General features: G+C 68.5%; 18 protein-coding genes. 13 read left to right on the forward strand and 5 right to left on the reverse strand.

All coding sequences use genetic code 11. From position 1 onward, the window contains the following. Positions 1 to 142: 142 nt before the first annotated feature. The 3 genes from mgtA (at position 143) to AC1DNC_RS08875 (ending at position 4759) form a co-directional block, all read left to right on the forward strand. Entirely contained in the window at positions 143 to 2884 is a 2742-nt protein-coding gene (gene mgtA / locus AC1DNC_RS08865; RefSeq protein WP_476862201.1) for a magnesium-translocating P-type ATPase, read from the forward strand. 105 nt (positions 2885 to 2989) lie between these two features. Then, the gene (locus tag AC1DNC_RS08870; RefSeq protein ID WP_476862202.1) at positions 2990 to 4342 is read left to right on the forward strand and encodes a phosphoribosyltransferase family protein; all 1353 of its coding nucleotides are present in this window, start codon (positions 2990 to 2992) and stop codon (positions 4340 to 4342) included. 3 nt (positions 4343 to 4345) lie between these two features. Beyond that, positions 4346 to 4759 carry a DUF302 domain-containing protein gene (locus tag AC1DNC_RS08875; protein WP_476862203.1) on the forward strand — a complete coding sequence of 138 codons (414 nt, stop codon included), beginning with the start codon at positions 4346 to 4348 and terminating at the stop codon, positions 4757 to 4759. 97 nt (positions 4760 to 4856) lie between these two features. Here the strand turns inward: AC1DNC_RS08875 and AC1DNC_RS08880 are convergent, their stop codons facing one another. The 4 genes from AC1DNC_RS08880 to AC1DNC_RS08895 all read right to left on the reverse strand — a co-directional run bounded on the left by AC1DNC_RS08880 (position 4857) and on the right by AC1DNC_RS08895 (position 7128). Continuing rightward, a complete protein-coding gene (locus AC1DNC_RS08880) occupies positions 4857 to 5108 on the reverse strand; it encodes a DUF6480 family protein (RefSeq protein ID WP_476862204.1) in 252 nt (83 codons plus the stop codon). Positions 5109 to 5234: 126 nt separating this feature from the next. After that, on the reverse strand, positions 5235 to 5912 hold the full coding sequence (locus AC1DNC_RS08885; RefSeq protein ID WP_476862205.1) for a hypothetical protein: 678 nt from the start codon (positions 5910 to 5912) through the stop codon (positions 5235 to 5237). Further along, positions 5909 to 6667 carry an SRPBCC family protein gene (locus tag AC1DNC_RS08890; RefSeq protein WP_476862206.1) on the reverse strand — a complete coding sequence of 253 codons (759 nt, stop codon included), beginning with the start codon at positions 6665 to 6667 and terminating at the stop codon, positions 5909 to 5911. The genes AC1DNC_RS08885 and AC1DNC_RS08890 overlap by 4 nt, the downstream gene beginning before the upstream one ends. Continuing rightward, positions 6664 to 7128 carry a universal stress protein gene (locus AC1DNC_RS08895; protein ID WP_476862207.1) on the reverse strand — a complete coding sequence of 155 codons (465 nt, stop codon included), beginning with the start codon at positions 7126 to 7128 and terminating at the stop codon, positions 6664 to 6666. The genes AC1DNC_RS08890 and AC1DNC_RS08895 overlap by 4 nt, the downstream gene beginning before the upstream one ends. Positions 7129 to 7276: 148 nt before the next feature. On the opposite strand from AC1DNC_RS08895, the gene AC1DNC_RS08900 reads away from it, so the two are divergent. From AC1DNC_RS08900 to AC1DNC_RS08915, 4 genes are all read left to right on the forward strand, one after another. After that, entirely contained in the window at positions 7277 to 8149 is an 873-nt protein-coding gene (locus tag AC1DNC_RS08900; protein ID WP_476862208.1) for an NAD-dependent epimerase/dehydratase family protein, read from the forward strand. A 38-nt stretch (positions 8150 to 8187) separates the two neighbouring features. Further along, positions 8188 to 9219, forward strand: a complete 1032-nt coding sequence (locus tag AC1DNC_RS08905; protein ID WP_476862209.1) for an aldo/keto reductase — start codon at positions 8188 to 8190, stop codon at positions 9217 to 9219. A 65-nt stretch (positions 9220 to 9284) separates the two neighbouring features. After that, positions 9285 to 9815 carry a MarR family winged helix-turn-helix transcriptional regulator gene (locus tag AC1DNC_RS08910; RefSeq protein ID WP_476862210.1) on the forward strand — a complete coding sequence of 177 codons (531 nt, stop codon included), beginning with the start codon at positions 9285 to 9287 and terminating at the stop codon, positions 9813 to 9815. Between the two features lie 247 nt (positions 9816 to 10062). Then, positions 10063 to 10356: a hypothetical protein gene (locus tag AC1DNC_RS08915; RefSeq protein WP_476862211.1), complete on the forward strand. Its 294-nt coding sequence runs from the start codon at positions 10063 to 10065 to the stop codon at positions 10354 to 10356. Between the two features lie 3 nt (positions 10357 to 10359). On the opposite strand, the gene AC1DNC_RS08920 is transcribed toward AC1DNC_RS08915, so the two are convergent. Next, entirely contained in the window at positions 10360 to 11097 is a 738-nt protein-coding gene (locus tag AC1DNC_RS08920) for a FadR/GntR family transcriptional regulator (protein ID WP_476862212.1), read from the reverse strand. Between the two features lie 134 nt (positions 11098 to 11231). Here AC1DNC_RS08920 and AC1DNC_RS08925 point away from each other — a divergent pair, with 134 nt between their 5' ends. From AC1DNC_RS08925 to AC1DNC_RS08950, 6 genes are all read left to right on the forward strand, one after another. After that, positions 11232 to 12521, forward strand: a complete 1290-nt coding sequence (locus AC1DNC_RS08925; RefSeq protein WP_476862213.1) for an ABC transporter substrate-binding protein — start codon at positions 11232 to 11234, stop codon at positions 12519 to 12521. A gap of 149 nt (positions 12522 to 12670) precedes the next feature. Further along, positions 12671 to 13636, forward strand: coding sequence for a carbohydrate ABC transporter permease (locus AC1DNC_RS08930; protein ID WP_476862214.1), 966 nt, complete (start codon positions 12671 to 12673; stop codon positions 13634 to 13636). Beyond that, positions 13633 to 14514 carry a carbohydrate ABC transporter permease gene (locus tag AC1DNC_RS08935; protein WP_476862215.1) on the forward strand — a complete coding sequence of 294 codons (882 nt, stop codon included), beginning with the start codon at positions 13633 to 13635 and terminating at the stop codon, positions 14512 to 14514. Before AC1DNC_RS08930 ends, AC1DNC_RS08935 begins: the two co-directional genes overlap by 4 nt. 7 nt (positions 14515 to 14521) lie before the next feature. After that, on the forward strand, positions 14522 to 15670 hold the full coding sequence (gene dgoD, locus AC1DNC_RS08940) for a galactonate dehydratase (protein WP_476862216.1): 1149 nt from the start codon (positions 14522 to 14524) through the stop codon (positions 15668 to 15670). A 5-nt stretch (positions 15671 to 15675) separates the two neighbouring features. After that, positions 15676 to 16350 (forward strand): bifunctional 4-hydroxy-2-oxoglutarate aldolase/2-dehydro-3-deoxy-phosphogluconate aldolase, encoded by a 675-nt coding sequence (locus AC1DNC_RS08945; RefSeq protein ID WP_476862217.1) that lies wholly within the window; start codon positions 15676 to 15678, stop codon positions 16348 to 16350. After that, complete coding sequence (locus AC1DNC_RS08950; RefSeq protein WP_476862218.1) at positions 16347 to 17336, forward strand: sugar kinase; 990 nt, start codon at positions 16347 to 16349, stop codon at positions 17334 to 17336. The genes AC1DNC_RS08945 and AC1DNC_RS08950 overlap by 4 nt, the downstream gene beginning before the upstream one ends. Positions 17337 to 17383 lie beyond the last annotated feature (47 nt).

Genomic DNA, 17383 nt, shown 5'->3' on the forward strand with positions numbered 1-17383 from the left:
ATTGGTTGGAACTTCTGACGTACCCCGCCCGAGCAGCACGGCCGGACCGGAAGCCTGCCGGAAGCCTCCCGGGAGGCAAATGACTCCGGGGGGCTGCCGACGTAGTCTTAGCGGTACCTCGAGGTAGTCGGACGGATTCTGTATGTCACAGCTCGAAACCAGGGAGTCCGCCTCCCCGCCGCTTACCATTGCCGACGCCGCCCGAACCGAGGCCGCGGCGGTGCTCGCCATGCTGGGATCATCGGCGGGCGGCCTGGCGGAACAGGAAGCGGCGCAGCGGCTTGCCGTGCTGGGGCCGAATGCGGTCCGCAGCCACGAGGCGAGCGGCTGGTCGGTGTTGGGCCGGCAATTCCGCAGCCCCATCCTGATCCTGCTGCTCGTCACCGCCGGGCTCTCGCTGTTCCTGGGGGACGCGACCAATTCGGTCGTCATCGGCGTGATTCTTTTCGTCAGCGTGGGCCTGGGCTTCAGCAACGAATTCCGCGCGGAACGGGCTGCGGAGGCGCTGCATTCGCGGGTCACGCATACCGCCGTCGTACTCCGCGGCGGGACCGCCCGGGAGGTGGACGTGACCGCCCTGGTGCCCGGCGACGTCGTGCAGCTGGGCCTGGGGGCGATCATCCCGGCCGACCTGCGCCTACTGGCGGTCAAGGACCTGCTCTGCGACGAAAGCATCCTGACCGGGGAGTCGCTGCCGGTAGCCAAGGACCCCGCGCCGGTAGCGGGAGCCGCCGCGCTGGGGGACCTGTCGTCCTGTCTCTTCATGGGAACGGTCATCCAGTCCGGCAGCTGCACCGGGGTGGTGGTGGCAACCGGCGGCCGGGCGGAATTCGGCCGGATAGCGCTCGGCCTGGGCGAACGGCAGCCGCAGACCGAATTCCAACTCGGGCTCAAGCGGTTCTCCTTCCTGCTGCTGCAGGTGGCGATCGCGCTCACCTCGCTCATCTTCATCGCCAACCTGCTCCTGCAACGGCCGGTGATCGAGTCGCTGCTGTTTTCCCTCGCCATCGCCGTGGGGATCACCCCGCAGCTGCTGCCCGCCGTCGTCAGCACGAGCCTGGCCACCGGCACCCGCCAATTGGCCAAACGCAAGGTGCTGGTCAAGCGGCTGGTCTGCATCGAGGACCTCGGCGACATGGACATCCTGGTCACGGACAAGACCGGAACCCTGACGGAGGGCCGGATCAGCTTCACGGCAGCCCTCCCGGTGGCGGCCGGCATGTCAGTGCAGGACTTGTTCAGCCTCGGCCTGCTCGCCACCGAGGCGGACTACGCGGAGGCGAAGCGCTCCGTCGTCGGGCAGAACCCGCTGGACGCCGCGCTCTGGCAGTCCCCGCAGGCCGCGGCGTTCGATCCCTTGCGCTATGAACGGCTCGATGTGATCGATTTTGACCACCAGCGCCGGCGCACCAGCGTGCTGGTCCGCGACGCCGGCGGCCCCGCCCGGATCATCACCAAGGGCTCGCCGGAGGATGTCCTGGCACTCTGCGGCCCGACGTCCGCCAAGGTGCAGGCCCTGCTGGACGAACAATTCGACGCCGGTTCACGGGTGGTGGCTGTCGCCACCCGTGACGCAGCCGGGCTCGAGGACATGTCCCCGGCCGACGAAAAGGAGCTGGTCCTGGCAGGCTTCCTGGTCTTCCTCGACCGGCCCAAGGCGAACGCGCGGGAGTCCCTGGACCGGCTGGAAGCGCTGGGCATCACGGTAAAGATCGCCACCGGGGACAACGCCAAGGTGGCCGAGCGGGTCTGTGACGAACTGGGCGTGCTCTCCGGCGGGACCATTACCGGCGCCGAGGCAGAGGCCATGTCCGATCCGGAGCTGAGCGCGGCTGCCCGCGAGGCCAGCATCTTCGCCCGCGTCTCGCCCGAGCAGAAAGCCCGGATCATCCGGCTGTTGCGCCAGAGCGGCGGCGCGGTCGGGTTCATGGGCGACGGCGTCAACGATGCGCTGGCGCTGCACAAAGCCGACATCGGCATCTCCGTGGACAGTGCCACCGACGTCGCCAAGGACGCTGCCGACGTCGTGCTGCTGGATAAGGACCTCGGCGTGCTGGCCGACGGCGTGATGGAGGGCCGGCGGATCTTTGCGAACACCATCAAATACGTGCTGATGGGCACCTCCAGCAACTTCGGGAACATGTTCAGCGCCGCAACGGCGTCCGTGGTGCTGAGCTTCCTGCCGATGCTGCCGGGGCAGATCCTGCTCAACAACCTGCTCTACGACACCGGCCAGCTCGCGATTCCGGGGGACCGGGTGGACAAGGAGCAACTGCTGGCACCGGCTCACTGGAACATCGCGTTCATCCGGCGCTTCATGTTCCTCTTCGGCCCCATCAGTTCGGTGTTCGACTTCGCGACCTTCGCCCTGATGCTGTTCGTCTTCGACGCCGTCCCCGGGGAGTTCCGCGCCGGCTGGTTCATCGAGTCGATTGCGACCCAGACGCTGATCATTTTTGCCATCCGGACCCGCCGGGTGCCCTTCCTGCGCAGCCGGCCGTCGCCCGGACTGATCGGTGCGTCGCTGGGCGTGGTGGCCCTGGGCGTCTACCTCCCGCTGTCCCCGCTCGCCGGAGTCCTGGGCTTCGATCCGCTGCCGGTTCCGTTCTTCCTGGCCCTGCTGGGCATGACTGTGGTGTACCTGGTGCTGGTGGAACTGGCCAAGCAGTGGTTCTTCTCCCGGGCGGCCCAACAGCCCGCCGCGCCGGTGCTGCCAAGGGTCCGGCGTCGGGGCAAGGACCACCATGTGGCCCGCCGTGCCGCACGCTTCAGCACCACGGAACCGGCCACCCGGCACGCACGTAGGGCCCCGCTGGCACCGCGGCGGGGGAGTCCTGCCCGGCGCAAACGAAACCGGGTACAAGGGCCCTCACATCCGGGTTAGTCCTGACGGATAGTGGGATGAAACGGCCAACCTGGACCGATGCCCGGCCCGCGGAAAGCGGCCGGATGAGCCCTGCGGCCGGCGCCCGAATGGAAAGCCAAGACAATGAGCATCTTTGAAGACAGGGTTGACGCCGGGCGGCAACTGGGGCGGCGTTTGGCGGATTTGCGTGGCAAGGACATCGTGGTCCTCGGCCTGCCCCGCGGCGGAGTCCCGGTTGCCTTTGAGGTGGCCGCCGCCCTGGACGCGCCGCTGGACGTGATTGTGGTGCGGAAACTCGGATTGCCGTACCAGCCCGAGCTTGCCATGGGGGCAATCGGCGAGGGCGGAGCCAGGGTGCTTGAGGAGCACGTGCTGGCCCAGGCAAGGGTGGGCGAGCAGGAACTGCAGGCCGTCGAGGACCACGAGCGGGCCTTGCTGGAGAACCGGGTGGCGCGGTTCCGGAAGGGCCGCACGCGCCAGGACCTGACCGGACGCATCGCTGTGATTGTCGACGACGGGATCGCCACCGGATCCACCGCCCGGGTGGCCTGCCGGATCGCGCGCAAGCTGGGCGCCGCGCGTGTGATCCTGGCCGTGCCCGTTGCGCCCGCCGACACCCTGGCCACCCTGAGCGAGCCGGATGAGGTGGTCTGCCTGGCCACCCCCCGGCACTTCTCCGCCGTCGGCTACCACTACCGCGACTTCTCTCCCACCGAGGACGACGAGGTGATCCAGCTGCTCGACTCCGCGGCCCGGCGCCTCAAGGATTCGCCCCGGCCGGCCGGGACAACGGCGGCGGTCTCCGAAGACCCGGTGGAATTCGATGAAGAGGTGGAGATCCCGTCACGGGGGGTCCGACTCCAGGGCCATCTGCACCTGCCTGTCCCCGCCCGGGCCGTGGTCGTTTTCGCCCACGGGAGCGGCAGCAGCCGGCACAGCCCGCGGAACCGATTCGTGGCGAGTTTGCTCCAACGGGCCGGGCTGGGCACCCTGCTGCTGGACCTGCTCACCCCGGGGGAGGAGCGCAACCGCGCCAACGTCTTCGACATCGAACTGCTGGCGCGCCGGCTGTCGTCGGCCACCGACTGGCTCGCCACCCGCGAGGACACCGCCTCCTGCGCCGTCGGATATTTCGGAGCGAGCACCGGTGCGGGCGCCGCGCTGTGGTCAGCGTCCGAACCCTCCGCCCGGGTTGCCGCCGTCGTGTCCCGCGGCGGCCGCCCGGACCTCGCCGGCCCGAGGCTCTCCGCCGTCCGTGCGCCGACGCTGCTGATCGTGGGCAGCTTCGACTACGAGGTGCTGGAGCTCAACCGCAAGGCGAAGGCCATGATGCGGTGTCCCAACCAGCTGGCCGTGGTCCAGGGTGCCACGCACCTGTTTGAGGAGCCCGGAACGCTGGCCGCGGCAGCCATCCTTGCCAGGGACTGGTTCGCCAAGTATCTTCTCCCCGTGACCGAACCGACCCGCCAGGAGTGAGCCGTGAGCTACACCTTTACCGCCGTCGTCCCGCTGGGCTGGGCGGACACCGTCGAGAAGATCCGTGCCGCGCTGGCGGCCCAAGGCTTCGGGATCCTTTCCGAGATCAACGTCCGCGACACCTTCGCCGCCAAGCTCGGGGAGGACGCCGCGCAGGCCTTGGGTGACTACGTGATCCTCGGGGCCTGCAACCCGCAGCTGGCGAGCCGGGCGCTGGCGGCCGAGCCGGAAATGGGCGCCCTGCTGCCGTGCAACGTGGTGGTCCGGCGCGGCCCGGGCGCTGCCGATACCACGGTGGATGTGATCGACCCGCAGACCATGGTGCAGCTCAGCGACACGGCCGCGGTCCGCGAGGTGGCGGACGACGCCGGCACCCGCCTCCGCGCCGCACTGTCCCAGCTGGCGTCGGAAGCCTAGCCCCGGGCAGCAACGGCGTTCCGTTCCGGCGCCAGTCCCGTCGCCAGTCCCGTCGCCGGTCCTGCGGCCGTGCGGGAACGCACTTTCCCCGGGTGGGTTACTCGCTGTGTCCCTGGTCGCGGCTCATTTGGTCCTCCGCCGGCGGTGTCTCTCCGGGAGGAACTCCTCCGCCGGGCTCCAGCCCGGTGATCTTGCCGTCCAGCGGATCCGGGTTCGCCGAGGCACCGGGGTCGTCCGCGCGGTCGCCGCCCGGCGCGGCACCAGGCACGTGCTGCGGACGCGCCGAGCCGCCGCCCGGTTTTGGCGGATCGGGATTGGCCGGGTCATTTTCCGGGTGATAGGTGCTCATGGTTCTGCCTTCCCTAGTTTCGCTAACTCTGGACGCTTAATAAGCATGCTGATTATCTTAGCGGTGCGGCCCGAATGCGGCCACAGTGAGGCCACAGTGGCGAAATGAGGTTGCGAGGAGGAGTCCTTAGGCGCCGTGAGCCTTGTGCTGCGCGTTGTGCCGGGCTCGGTAGGCGTAGACCAGCAGGCCGATTCCGGCCAGGATCATGGCCGCCGGGAGGACGACGTCGATCGCGAGGAGCAGTGCCGCCGCCTGCAGAGTGAACACCACCCCCAGCACGGCCAGGGCGGCAGCCGGAACCAGGGGCCACCTCATCCGGCCGGTGTGCTCCGCAGTCCGGACCGGGACAAGGGAAAGCAGGCCAAAGGTAGCCGCCAGGCCGAGGAACAGGACGGCAGCCACGGGCGGACCCTGCAGCTCCGGAGGGAGGACCACGATGACGGCCAGCGTGGTCATCACCCCGCAGGGGATCAGGGCCCACCAATTGGCCCGTTCGCGCAGATAGACCGCGCCGAATCCGGCAGCCATAAACAGGAACAACAGCGCCCCGCCCGCGGGGCCTTCCGTGAGTTGCGTGGCGGTGACGACCGCGGCCAGGCCCAGGAACACCGAGCCGGGGATTGCCGCCCACCAGTTCTCCCGGCGGCGCAGGAAGAGGGACAGGAACAGCACTCCGACGGCAACGAAGATCAACGGCGGCAGATAGGCGAGGCTGCGGACGATGCCGAGCAGATCGAGCAGTAGCAGCAAGCCGACCGCCATCAGGACAATGCCCGCGATGATGCTGGTTTTTGCCGGACTCACCTCGTACCTCCCGGGCGGCGCCCGCGGGGGCGCCGGCGCTCCACGCGGGCGCGGATCCCCAGCAGCATCCGGCGCTCCATCAGGAAGTGCACAGGTTCCAGCAGCACCCGCAGCAGGATGCCCAAGGGCAGCGGGGAATAGTCATGGCGGGTCCGTAAGAGCAGCCGGGTGCTTCTGGCGCCGAGGGGCTGCAGCACGAAGGTCCAGCCGGTCTCCACCCGCGGGGCGGCCACACTGCGCACCTCCGCTGCGGCGTGCCCGGCGGTGCGTCGAGCGGCGCGTCCGGTGCGCGGGTCCAGGGTGCCGCCCAGGGCCAGTACCGCGCCGGGTTCGAGCCGCCGGACCGTGAGGCCACCGCCGGGGGAGAGCGGAATGGTGGCTCCGACGTCGAGCTGTTGAAACTCCGGCAGGATCCGATCAGCACTGTGCATGCCCAGCCCCACCGCGTTCTCCAAGGCGTCGTAACTGTACATTCCGCCGCGGCCGGACCCCAGCTGGACGAGCCACGGCCACACGACGGCGGGCGGCGCGGCGATGTTAACGGCCCGGGTGCTTTGGAGGCGCGGGGTGGTCACCAGTTCATCGCCCGACAAGGGGCCTGCCGCTTCCTGGGCGGTCGCTCCCCAGCGCAGCAGCCTCGGCCGTACAGCGAGGACGTAGCCTGCGGCCGCCGCCGCGGCAGCCAGCGCCGCGAGTGGCCCCTTCAGCCCGGCAGGCAAGCGGGCCGCCGACTGCGCCGTGCGGCCAGCGTTCATTTGGCCGGCTGGCCTTCGCCGGCCTCCTGGCCAACCACCAGTACCGGGCAATGGGCGTGGGCCGCGCAGGCGCCACTGACCGAGCCCATGACCTGGGCGAGGAAGCCGCCTTGGCCGCGCCGCCCGACAACGAGCAGCTGTGCATCCTTGCTCTCATCGATCAGCACCTTGGCCGGCGGCCCGAACTTGATCTGCCGGGTTAGGTGCTCCGGGCGGGAGTCGCCGAAGGCCCGTTCCAGCGACTGTTCCACCAGGCGCTTGGCTGTCTCCTCGAGTTCGCTTGGCGATGCGGTGCGTTCCTCCGGCAGGTGCGATGCGAGGAAGAAATCCGAGGTGCCCAGGCACGTGATGACGTCCAGCGGGGCGTCCAGACTGGTGGCCATGCGTCCGGCGAGCCGGAGGGCCGTCGTCGAAAACTCGGAGCCGTCCACGCCCACGACTATCCGCTGATCTCCGCTCATGGCACCCACCCTGCCCGGTCACCCCGGCAGTGCCTAGGGCCAAAGGTCACCGCCGCGGCCCGTGCCCCGGCGGGCCGCGGGGTGCACCTGGGCGCCGTCCGTTCTAGGGTGGGGTACGGCAGCCGCCCCGACCACGGAGGAGACCCTGATGAGAATTGCAGTTACCGGAGGAAGCGGAAAGCTCGGCAGGCATGTGGTCCGCAGGCTCAGCAACGACGGCCACCAGGTCACCAACCTGGACCAGGCCGGCGAGCGCGACCCCGGCTTCACCCAGGTGGACCTGCGCAACTACGGCCAGGTGGTCGACGTCATCCTCGGCCTCGACGACCGTCACGAGGGTTTCGACGCGATCGTGCACCTGGCCGCCATCCCGGCCCCGGGCCTCGCTCCCGACGCCGCAACCTTCGAGAACAACATGCAGGCCACCTACAACGTGTTCCAGGCCGCCCGACGGGCCGGCATCAAAAGGATTGTCTACGCCTCCAGCGAGACGGTGCTGGGGCTGCCGTTCGACGTCGACCCGCCCTACATCCCGGTGGACGAGGAATACCCGGCCAGGCCGGAGAGCACCTACTCGCTGGTCAAGCACCTCGAAGAGCAGATGGCGATCCAGCTGACCCGCTGGGACCCGACGCTGAGCATTACCGGCCTGCGGTTCTCCAACGTCATGGACGTGGAGGACTACGAGGAGTTCCCGTCCTTCGACGCCGATGCCCGGCTTCGCAAATGGAACCTCTGGGGCTACATTGACGGACGCGACGGCGCACAGGCCGTGGCGCGGGCGCTGGAGCACGGCAAGCCGGGCTTCGAGGCCTTCATCATCGCCAACGAGGACACCGTGATGAGCCGGCCCAGCAGCGAGCTGGCCGCCGAGGTGTTCCCCAACGTCAAGGTGGTCAAGGAGCTCGGCGAGCACGAGACGATGCTCTCGATCGACAAGGCCAAACGGCTCCTCGGCTACGCCCCGGAGCACAGCTGGCGAAACTACCACTCAAACCGGACGACGCCCACAGAAGACTGAGGCGCCCCCGGCCAATCCAGCGACACCTAAGGAGTTCCATGCAATACCGCACCCTGGGCAACAGCGGCGCCGTTGTCTCCAACTACGCGCTGGGCACCATGACCTTCGGCGCCGAGGCCACCGAGGAGCAGTCCCATGCCATCCTGGACGCCTACTTCGAGGCCGGCGGCAACTTCATTGATACCGCCGACGTCTACAGCTCGGGGGTGTCGGAGGAGATCATCGGCCGCTGGCTGGCCGACCGGGCGGAGGTCCGGGACCGGGCCGTCGTAGCCACAAAGGGCCGTTTCCCGATGGGCCAGGCACCCAACGATGTCGGGACCTCCCGCCGCCACCTGGTCCGGGCGCTGGATGACTCGCTGCGCCGGCTCGGCGTGGAGCAGATCGACCTGTACCAGCTGCACGCCTGGGATCCGGTGACTCCGCTGGAGGAGACCCTCCGGTTCCTGCACGACGCCGTCAGCAGCGGCAAGATCGCCTACTACGGCTTCTCCAATTTCCTGGGCTGGCAGCTGACCAAGGCCGTCCACGTGGCCAAGGCCCACGGCTGGAGCCCGCCGGTGACCCTGCAGCCGCAGTACAGCCTGCTGGTCCGGGAAATCGAGTCGGAAATCGTCCCGGCCTCGCTCGACGCCGGGATCGGGCTGCTGCCCTGGTCGCCGCTGGGGGGCGGCTGGCTGTCCGGCAAGTACACGCGCGACCAGCCGCCCGCCGGCGCCACCCGGCTCGGTGAGAACCCGAAGCGCGGGATGGAGGCGTGGGAGGCCCGCAACAGCGACCCGCGCACCTGGGATGTCATTACCGCGGTGCAGGAAACGGCCGAGCGGCACGGGGTAAGCCCGTCCCAGGTGGCACTGGCGTGGCTGGCCGACCGTCCTGCGGTCACCTCGGTAATCCTGGGCGCGCGGAACACCGAACAGCTCGCGGACAACCTGGCAGCGGCGGACCTGGTGCTTACCGAGGCGGAAGCCACCCGGCTGACCGAGGTGAGCGAGCCGCGCGTCGGCGTCTACCCGTACGGGCCCATGGCGCAGGAACAGCGCAGCCGCAAACTCGAGGGCGGGCGCTGATTCCCTGACCGGTGGCCTATGATTGCTTAGACAGTCGTACAACTAGGCCATCGAAGGAATCTGCGATGAACGCTCATGGTACCGGCGAAGGCTATTGGTACCCCCCGGAACAGGACCGCCGCGCCTCGGCGGTCGGGGTCTTGAATGCGCTTCGGGAATACCGTGCCTCGGAAACCGCAATGCGCCGTCGGACCAGGTCGTCCATGGCGATGGGCGAGACTGACCTGCTGGCCCTCCGCTATCTGCTGGAGGCCGAAAGGGCAGGCGCCGGCATCCGGCCCAAGGAGCTAGCCAGCCGCCTTGGCATGACCTCGGCCTCCATGACGGCCCTGGTCGACCGGATGGTCAAGGGTGGCTACGTTACCCGTGAACCGCACCCGGTGGACCGCCGCGCCATCATCCTGCGCCCGACTCCGGGCGCAGACGAGGAAGTGCGGCAAACGCTGAGCCAGATGCACGAGCGCATGATTGAGGTCGCCGAATCTTTGAGCCCGGAGATGGCCGAAGCGGTGACGGACTTCCTCCTCAAGATGCGGGACGCCGTGGATCAGGTCGACGCCGGGCACCCGCTGTTGGCGCTGGCTGGACAAAGCTAAAAAACTAGATAGGCTAGCTACATTGTTAGCTAGCTATCTAGAGGCGGTAAGTCGTATGACAGCAGTAGTCGAGCGGGACGGCGCCGGCCGGGCGGGAAACGCCAGCGCTTCAATCACGGACGCCGCTTGGACGGAAAGGCGGCCTGAGGCAGATTTCGCCGGGTCGCTGCACCGTCCCTTCCGCGCTGTGACGGCTCCGGCGAAGGATGTGTCGGCCAATGCTGTGCCGGAGCACTGCGGTGTTCAGATGACCTCATCGCCCGGTCCGGATGCTTCGCTGCCGTGGGCGCAGTTCTACTCCGGCCTCGGCGAGTGGACATGCACGTGCGGCTTCCGGCAGGACGCCGCGCCGGCGGCCGACCCCCTGGCCGCCGTCCGGGCCGCCTCGGGCAGGCTCGAGAGCCTGCAATGGGAGATGGACGCGGCCGAGACCGCCTTCAACTCCGCCATCCGGAGCGCGGCCGCGGCCGGCGCCGGGCACGAAACGCTGCGGCTGGCAGCCAGCCTCACCGCCGCCGAACTGGCCGAAATCCTCCGCTAGCCCTTACGGCGTCGCGCCGTCCTGGTGGCTGGACCAGATGTCGCCGATTTCCTCGGTGGACTGCTCTACGATCCGGCGCATGGCCGCGTGCGCGGTGTCCGTTTCGCCGCGCTGAATGGCGCTGGCCACGTCAACGTGCAGCTGCAGGGCCTCGTGTTGGGGCAGGTGCGGCATCAGCCCATGTTCGGTGCGGCCGGTGAGGACCTCGGCGACCAGGTTGTGCAGCTGGGAAAACATCGGATTGCCCGAGGCCCGCAGCACGGCGGCATGGAATTCGATGTCGAGCCTCAGGAACTCGTCCTGGTTTCCACGCTGCCCCGCCGCCCAGAGCCGCGCTGCCTGCGAAACGAGGTCGCTGCCGGTGTCCCAGGAGGCCCGTTCGGCCGCCAGCCGGGCCGCCTGGGGCTCGATCGCGCCGCGGAGTTCGTTGAGCGCCCGCAGCTGGTCCACCCGTTTGGATGAGGCCAGCCGCCAGCGGATCACCTGCGGGTCGTAGAGGTTCCACGACTCCTCCGGCTGTACCACCGTGCCAAGCCGCCGCCGGGATTCCAGCATGCCCATCGAGGACAGAACCCGGGTCGCCTCCCGGACCACCGAGCGCGAGACATTGTGCTGCGCCTCAAGCTCGTCCAGGCGGAGGATCGAGTGCGGCGCGAGGGTCCCCTCGGCGATGGCGAGTCCCAGGGTTTGGACGAGCACGGAGTGCAGGTCTGCTGAAGACTCCGCCTTTGGGGTTTGCATGAATAAATCATACGGGTGGGCGCAAGGGGTTGTTTAAGTCTGCTTTATTTCTCTAAGATCGCTCCAGAGCAGATGTAAAGATGCATCCGCGGGTGGCTGGAGCTTGATCCGGCCCTGAAGACAAGGGAGTCGTAATGAAGCGACGTTCAATTGTGAAGTACGCGGCCGTTGCCGCGGCGCTGTCGCTCGGGCTGACCGCCTGCGGTAGCGGAGGCGGCGACGCCAAGGCCGCCGGCACGGTCCGGGTCACGCTGGCCAACCACGTATGGACCGAAGGCATCAAGGCCGCCATTCCGGAATTCGAAAAGGCCACCGGGCTCAAGGTCGAACTCACCCAGCTCGGCGAGGACCAGCTCTCGGACCAGTACAACGTCAAGCTCAACGCCGGCAGCGATGAAATCGACGTCATGATGTACCGCCCGCTTCAGGAGGGCAAGGCTTTCGCCAAGAACGGCTACCTCGCCGACCTGACCTCCAAGGTCTCCGCCGACGCGAACTGGGACTGGAAGGACTACCAGGAGGGCCCGGTCAAGGCCAGCACCGTCGATGGCAAGGTGGTCGGCGTCCCGATCATCACCGAACGCGAAGTCCTCTACTACCGCAAGGACCTGCTGCAGGCCGCCGGAGTCCAGGTCCCCAAGACCATGGACGAGCTCGAGGCAGCGGCCAAGAAGGTCTCCGCAGCCAACCCGGACATCGCCGGTTTCGTGGCCCGCACGGCCAAGTCCGCGGCCGTGACCCAGTTCTCCAGCTTCCTCTACAGCTTCGGCGGCGACTTCACCGACGCCGACGGCAAGTCGGCAGTCGGCAGCGACGCCGCAAAGAAGGCCTACTCCTTCTACGGCGGCCTGATCAAGAACTACGGCCCGAAGAACGTCAGCACGGACATGAGCTGGCCCGAAGCGATGGCCATCTTCACGCAGGGCAAGGCCGCCTTCTACACCGAAGCGGACTCGCTCTACAAGAACGCCACCGATCCGGCCAAGTCCAAGGTCGCGGACAAGGTTGGCTTTGCCGCACTGCCCGCCGGCCCCGCCGGTTCCAAGCCGTACAACATTCCGTCGTGGGGCCTGGCCGTGAACAAGGCCTCCGGCAACCAGGAAAACGCATGGAAGTTCATCCAGTGGGCCACCAGCAAGGAACGCACGCTGGCAGCGCAGAAGGCCGGCGTCCCCGGCCCGCGTGCCTCGGTCTGGGCTGACCCGGCCGGAACCTCCACCTACCCGAAGGACCTTGCCGAGGCCATCGCCACCAGCGCCAAGAACGGCGTCGGCCACGACCGCCCCCAGGTGGTCACCGTGGGCAAGGCCCGTGAGATCGTCGGCGCCCCGATCGTCGCCACCATCACCGGAGACGATGCGTCGGCCGCGGCCGACACGGCCAACGACGCCTTCCAGAAGTTCCTGGACAGCGAAAAGAAGTAACGTCCCGGCACCCCGCGTCCACCGCAAACTGCCAGACGCGAATGCCTAAGGCAATCTGCCGATGCACCCCTGCCCGGCGGGACGGCTGCCCAACCGCCGTCCCGCCGCGGCCACGCTCTTCACTTCACCCCCAACTCCTTAGGTGAACCATGTCTGTACTGAACACCTCCCGCGGCGACACAACCCGCGGCGCCGGCCGCAGCACGGCCCGCACGCCCGGTCCGCGGGAGAACTTCTCCGCCTGGGCCAACCGGCACCGCAAGTGGCTTTTCGCCGCGCCGGCCATGATCTTCGTCGGCGTCCTGATCGTTTTCCCGCTGGCCTGGACGCTCTACCTGAGCCTCACCGACTCGCAGGGCTCGGTCCGCGCCGCGACGGAATTCATTGGCCTGGAGAATTACGTGACCGTGCTCTCCGACGTCGAACGGTTCTGGCCCGCCGTCGGGCGCACGCTGTCCTTCACCGGCGTCGCACTGGTCTGCGAAGTCGTCCTGGGCATGGGCATCGCATTGTTGTTGTGGCGGCCATTCCGCGGCGAGAAGTGGGTGCGCGTCGCCATCCTGCTGCCGCTGGTCGCCACCCCGGTGGCCGTCGGCATGATGTGGCGGCTGATCTTCGACCCGAACATCGGCTTCGTCAACCAACTGCTCGGCATGATTGGCATCCCCGCGCAGCCGTGGCTCTCCGGCCAGGACACCGCCCTGGGAACTACGATCTTCATGGACATCTGGCAGTGGACACCGATGGTGGTGCTGATCCTGCTCGCCGGCCTGACCTCCCTTTCCGAAGAACCCGACGAGGCCGCCCGGATGGACGGCGCCAATTCCTTCCAGCGCTTCTTCTTCATCACGCTGCCGCTGATGATGCCGACCGTGATCGTCGCCATCCTGCTGCGCGGCATCGACGCCCTGAAGACCTTCGACATCCTCTACGCCACCAAGGGCAAGGGCGGCGGTTCCTTCCACGAAGTGGAGACCCTCAACGTCTACGCCTACGGCCTGAGCTTCGACTACAACCAGTACGGGCTCTCCTCCGCTGTGCTGATCCTGTTCTTCATGATCATCATCGGCACCATGTGGCTGCTGACCATGCGCAAGAAAGCGGTAAGCAAATGACCGTCCTGACCCCAACCCAGACCTCCGCCGCCCGGCAGGCGCCGGCCCCGCGCCGTCGCAAGCCGCTGGCCACCCGCGCCTACAAGGTGTTCAGGGTCCTCGCGCTGGTCGCCGTGGTGCTGTTCCTGATCGCCCCGCTGTTCTGGATGCTGCTGGCCTCCTTCAAGACCAACGTGGACATCTACGACACGGCCAAGTCCTTCGTGTTCACCCCCACCGGGGAGAACTACGCCAACGTGCTGCAGCGGAACAACTACTTCATCTTCATCTTCAACAGCTTCTGGGTCGCGTTCGTCTCCACCGCCCTGTCGCTGGTCCTGGGTGTCCCGGCGGCCTACGCGATGAGCCGCTTCACCATGGGCCGGTCGGCGCTGGTGGTCCTGATGGCCCGCGTCATCCCGGGCGTCTCGCTGCTGGTGCCCTGGTACTACGTATTCTCCAACCTGAAGATGGTCGGCGGCTTCGAGGTGCTGATCCTGAGCCATATGTTCGTCGCGCTGCCGCTGATCGTCTACATCATGATGAGCTACTTCGATTCGCTGCCGCTGGAACTGGAAGAGTCGGCGCAGGTGGACGGGCTCACCCCGATCGGTGCGTTCCGACGGATCACGCTGCCGCTGTCCGTCTCCGGCATCGCTACCGCCGGGATCCTGTCCTTCATCTTCTCGTGGAACAACTTCATGTTCGCCCTGGTGCTCTCCGGCTCCAAGACCAAGACCCTGCCGGTGGCGATCTTCGACTTCGTCTCCTACGCCAGCATCGACTGGGGCGGACTGATGGCCGCCGCCACGGTGGTCACCATCCCGATCATGATCATCGCGCTCTTCACGCAGAAGTACATCGTCTCCGGCCTCACCGCCGGTGCGACCAAGGGCTAGGCCACACATGACACGCATCAGCAGGATTGAAACCTTCCTCGTCGCGCCGCGCTGGCTCTTCGTCCGGATCGAGACCGAGAGCGGCATCGTCGGCTGGGGCGAGGCCAGCTGCGAAGGCCGCAGCGAGACCGTGCGCACCGCCGTCGAGCAACTCTCCGAGCTGCTGATCGGCAACGACGCGCTCCGGATCGAGGACCACTGGCAGGTGATGACCAAGGGTTCCTTCTACCGCGGCGGCCCCATCCTCGCCAGCGCAGTCTCCGGCCTGGACCAGGCACTCTGGGACATCGCAGGCAAGCACTTCAACACCCCCGTGCACCAGCTCCTGGGCGGCCACGTCCGCGACCGGATCCGGATGTACGGCTGGGTGGGAGGGGACGAGCCCAACGAGGTGGCGGACCAGATCAGCGCCCAGCTGGAGGTCGGACTCACCGCGGTGAAGATGAACGCCAGCGGCCGGATGAGCCCGGTCGCGTCGGTGGCCGAGCTCGACGGCGTCGTCCGCCGGGTCGCCGCGGCCCGCGAGGTGCTCGGGGACCACCGCGACGTCGCCGTCGACTTCCACGGCCGCTTCAGCCTGGCCAACGCCCGGCGGGTGGCGCCGCTGCTGGAACCGTACCGGCCGTTCTTCCTTGAAGAGCCCGTAGTCCCGGAAAACACCCACCTGCTGCGGGAGTTCACCTCCTCGACCACGACGCCGGTCTCCACCGGCGAGCGGCTCTACAGCCGGCAGGAATTCCTGCCGGCGCTGCAGGCCGGCATCGCCGTGGCGCAGCCGGACCTCTCGCACGCCGGCGGCATCACCGAGGTGCGCAAGATTGCCTCGCTGGCCGAAATCTACGAGGTCCAGCTGGCCCCGCACTGCCCGCTCGGGCCGCTGGCGCTGGCAGCCTGCCTGCAGGTCGGCTTCGCCACGCCCAACTTCCTGATCCAGGAACAAAGCATCGGCATCCACTACAACCAGGGTGCCGAAGTCCTGGACTACGTGGTGGACAAGAGCCCGCTCAAGTTTGTTGACGGCCATATCCAACGGCTGACCGGGCCGGGCCTCGGCATCGAGATCGACGAGGCCGTGGTCCGTGCAGCGGACAAGCGGGGCCACGCCTGGCGCGGACCGGTCTGGCGCCACCCCGACGGCGCCTTCGCAGAATGGTGAACGATATGAGAAACGCACTGACCCCCGAACACTTGCTGGCCGGAATCCGCGAGACCCGCCTCGTGGCGATCGTGCGAGGAACCGACGGCGGGGCCGCCGCCGAGGCTGCCCTCGCGGCCATGGAGGAGGGCTTCCGTTACGTCGAAATAGCCCTGACCACCCCGGATGCGCTGGCGGCGATCCGCACGGTCCGGGCGGCGGCGCCCGCAGGCTGCTTCGTCGGGGCGGGCACCGTGCTCACCGCCGCGGACGTGGAAGAAGTCGCCGACGCCGGCGGACAGTTCATGGTCACGCCCTCGCTCGCGAGCTCGATCCAGGAGTCCGCCCGCCTGGGGATTCCCGTCCTCGCGGGGGCCCTGACCCCCAGCGAGGCATACGAGGCGATGAACCGCGGCGCAACCGCGGTTAAGCTCTTCCCGGCCTCCATCGGCGGTCCCGGCTACCTCAAGGCACTCCGCGATCCCTTCCCCGGCATCCCGTTCATCGCGGTGGGCGGCGTCGGGATCAACGAGGCAGCGGGTTACTGGGACGCCGGCGCGATCGCCGTCGGACTCGGCGGCCCGCTGTTCGGCGACGCCGGCTCGGGCGGGGACCTTGCCCCGATGCGCGAACGGGCCCGCGCCTTTGTGGACCTGGCGTCCGGGTACGGCCGGCAGCCGGCCGCGGAGCCTGCACGGTGACCCTCGAGCTGCTCACCCTCGGCGAATCGATGGTCTCGCTGCGCTCCGCGGGGCCGTTGTCCGCCGGCGGCGGGCTGACCATGCACGTGGCCGGGGCGGAGTCCAACGTCGCCGTCGGCGTGGCCCGGCTGGGCCACAGCGTCGCCTGGGCCGGCGTTGTCGGGGCGGATCCGCACGGCGAGTTCATCCTGCGGCAGTTGCGCTCCGAAGGAATTGCCGTGCAGCACCGGGTGGACACCGCCCGGGCCACCGGAGTGATGTTCCTGGAACGCCGCACGGCGGACCTCAGCCGCGCCTATTACTACCGGGCCGGTTCGGCCGGGTCCACGATCAGCCGCGAGGACGTGGACCGGGCCTTCACCGCCGGCCCGCGCGTCCTGCACCTGACGGGCATCACCGCAGCCCTCAGCCCGGAGGCCCGGCGCGCCGTCGAATACGCCGCCGCGCGCGGTGCGGCGGAGGGCCTGGTGGTGTCCCTCGACGTCAACTACCGCGGCAAGCTGTGGTCCCGCGATGAGGCCCGCGCCGTCCTCACCCCGCTGGCCCGGCACGCCACGGTCCTGATCGCCTCCGACGACGAACTCGGCCTCGTCGCCGACGGCGGAGGAACACCCGGCAACGGCGGCCCCGGCTCGGCAGGAACGGAGGCCGCCGAACTGGCCATGGCCGCCGAACTGCTGGAGCGCGGAGTGGGGGAGGTGGTGGTCAAGCGCGGCGCCGCCGGCGCGGGCGTCCACACCGCCGCGGGCCGCTGGGAAGCCCCGGCCGTCCCGGTGACCAGTATCGACACCGTCGGAGCCGGCGATGCCTTCACTGCAGGCTATCTCTCGGCCCTGCTCGACGGCGGCGACGTCGCCGCCCGGCTCAAGCGCGGCACCCTCGCCGGGGCCTTTGCGGTCAGCACCGCTGGCGACTGTGAAGGCCTGCCCAGTGCCGCGGAACTGGCGCTGCTGGGCGCCGTCCCGGATGGAAGTACCCAGCGCTAAGACCCCCGCCCTGCCGGGACACCCCCGGAAGCCCTCCGCACCGACAC

The sequence above is a fragment of the Arthrobacter sp. 01N442 genome (assembly GCF_056399345.1).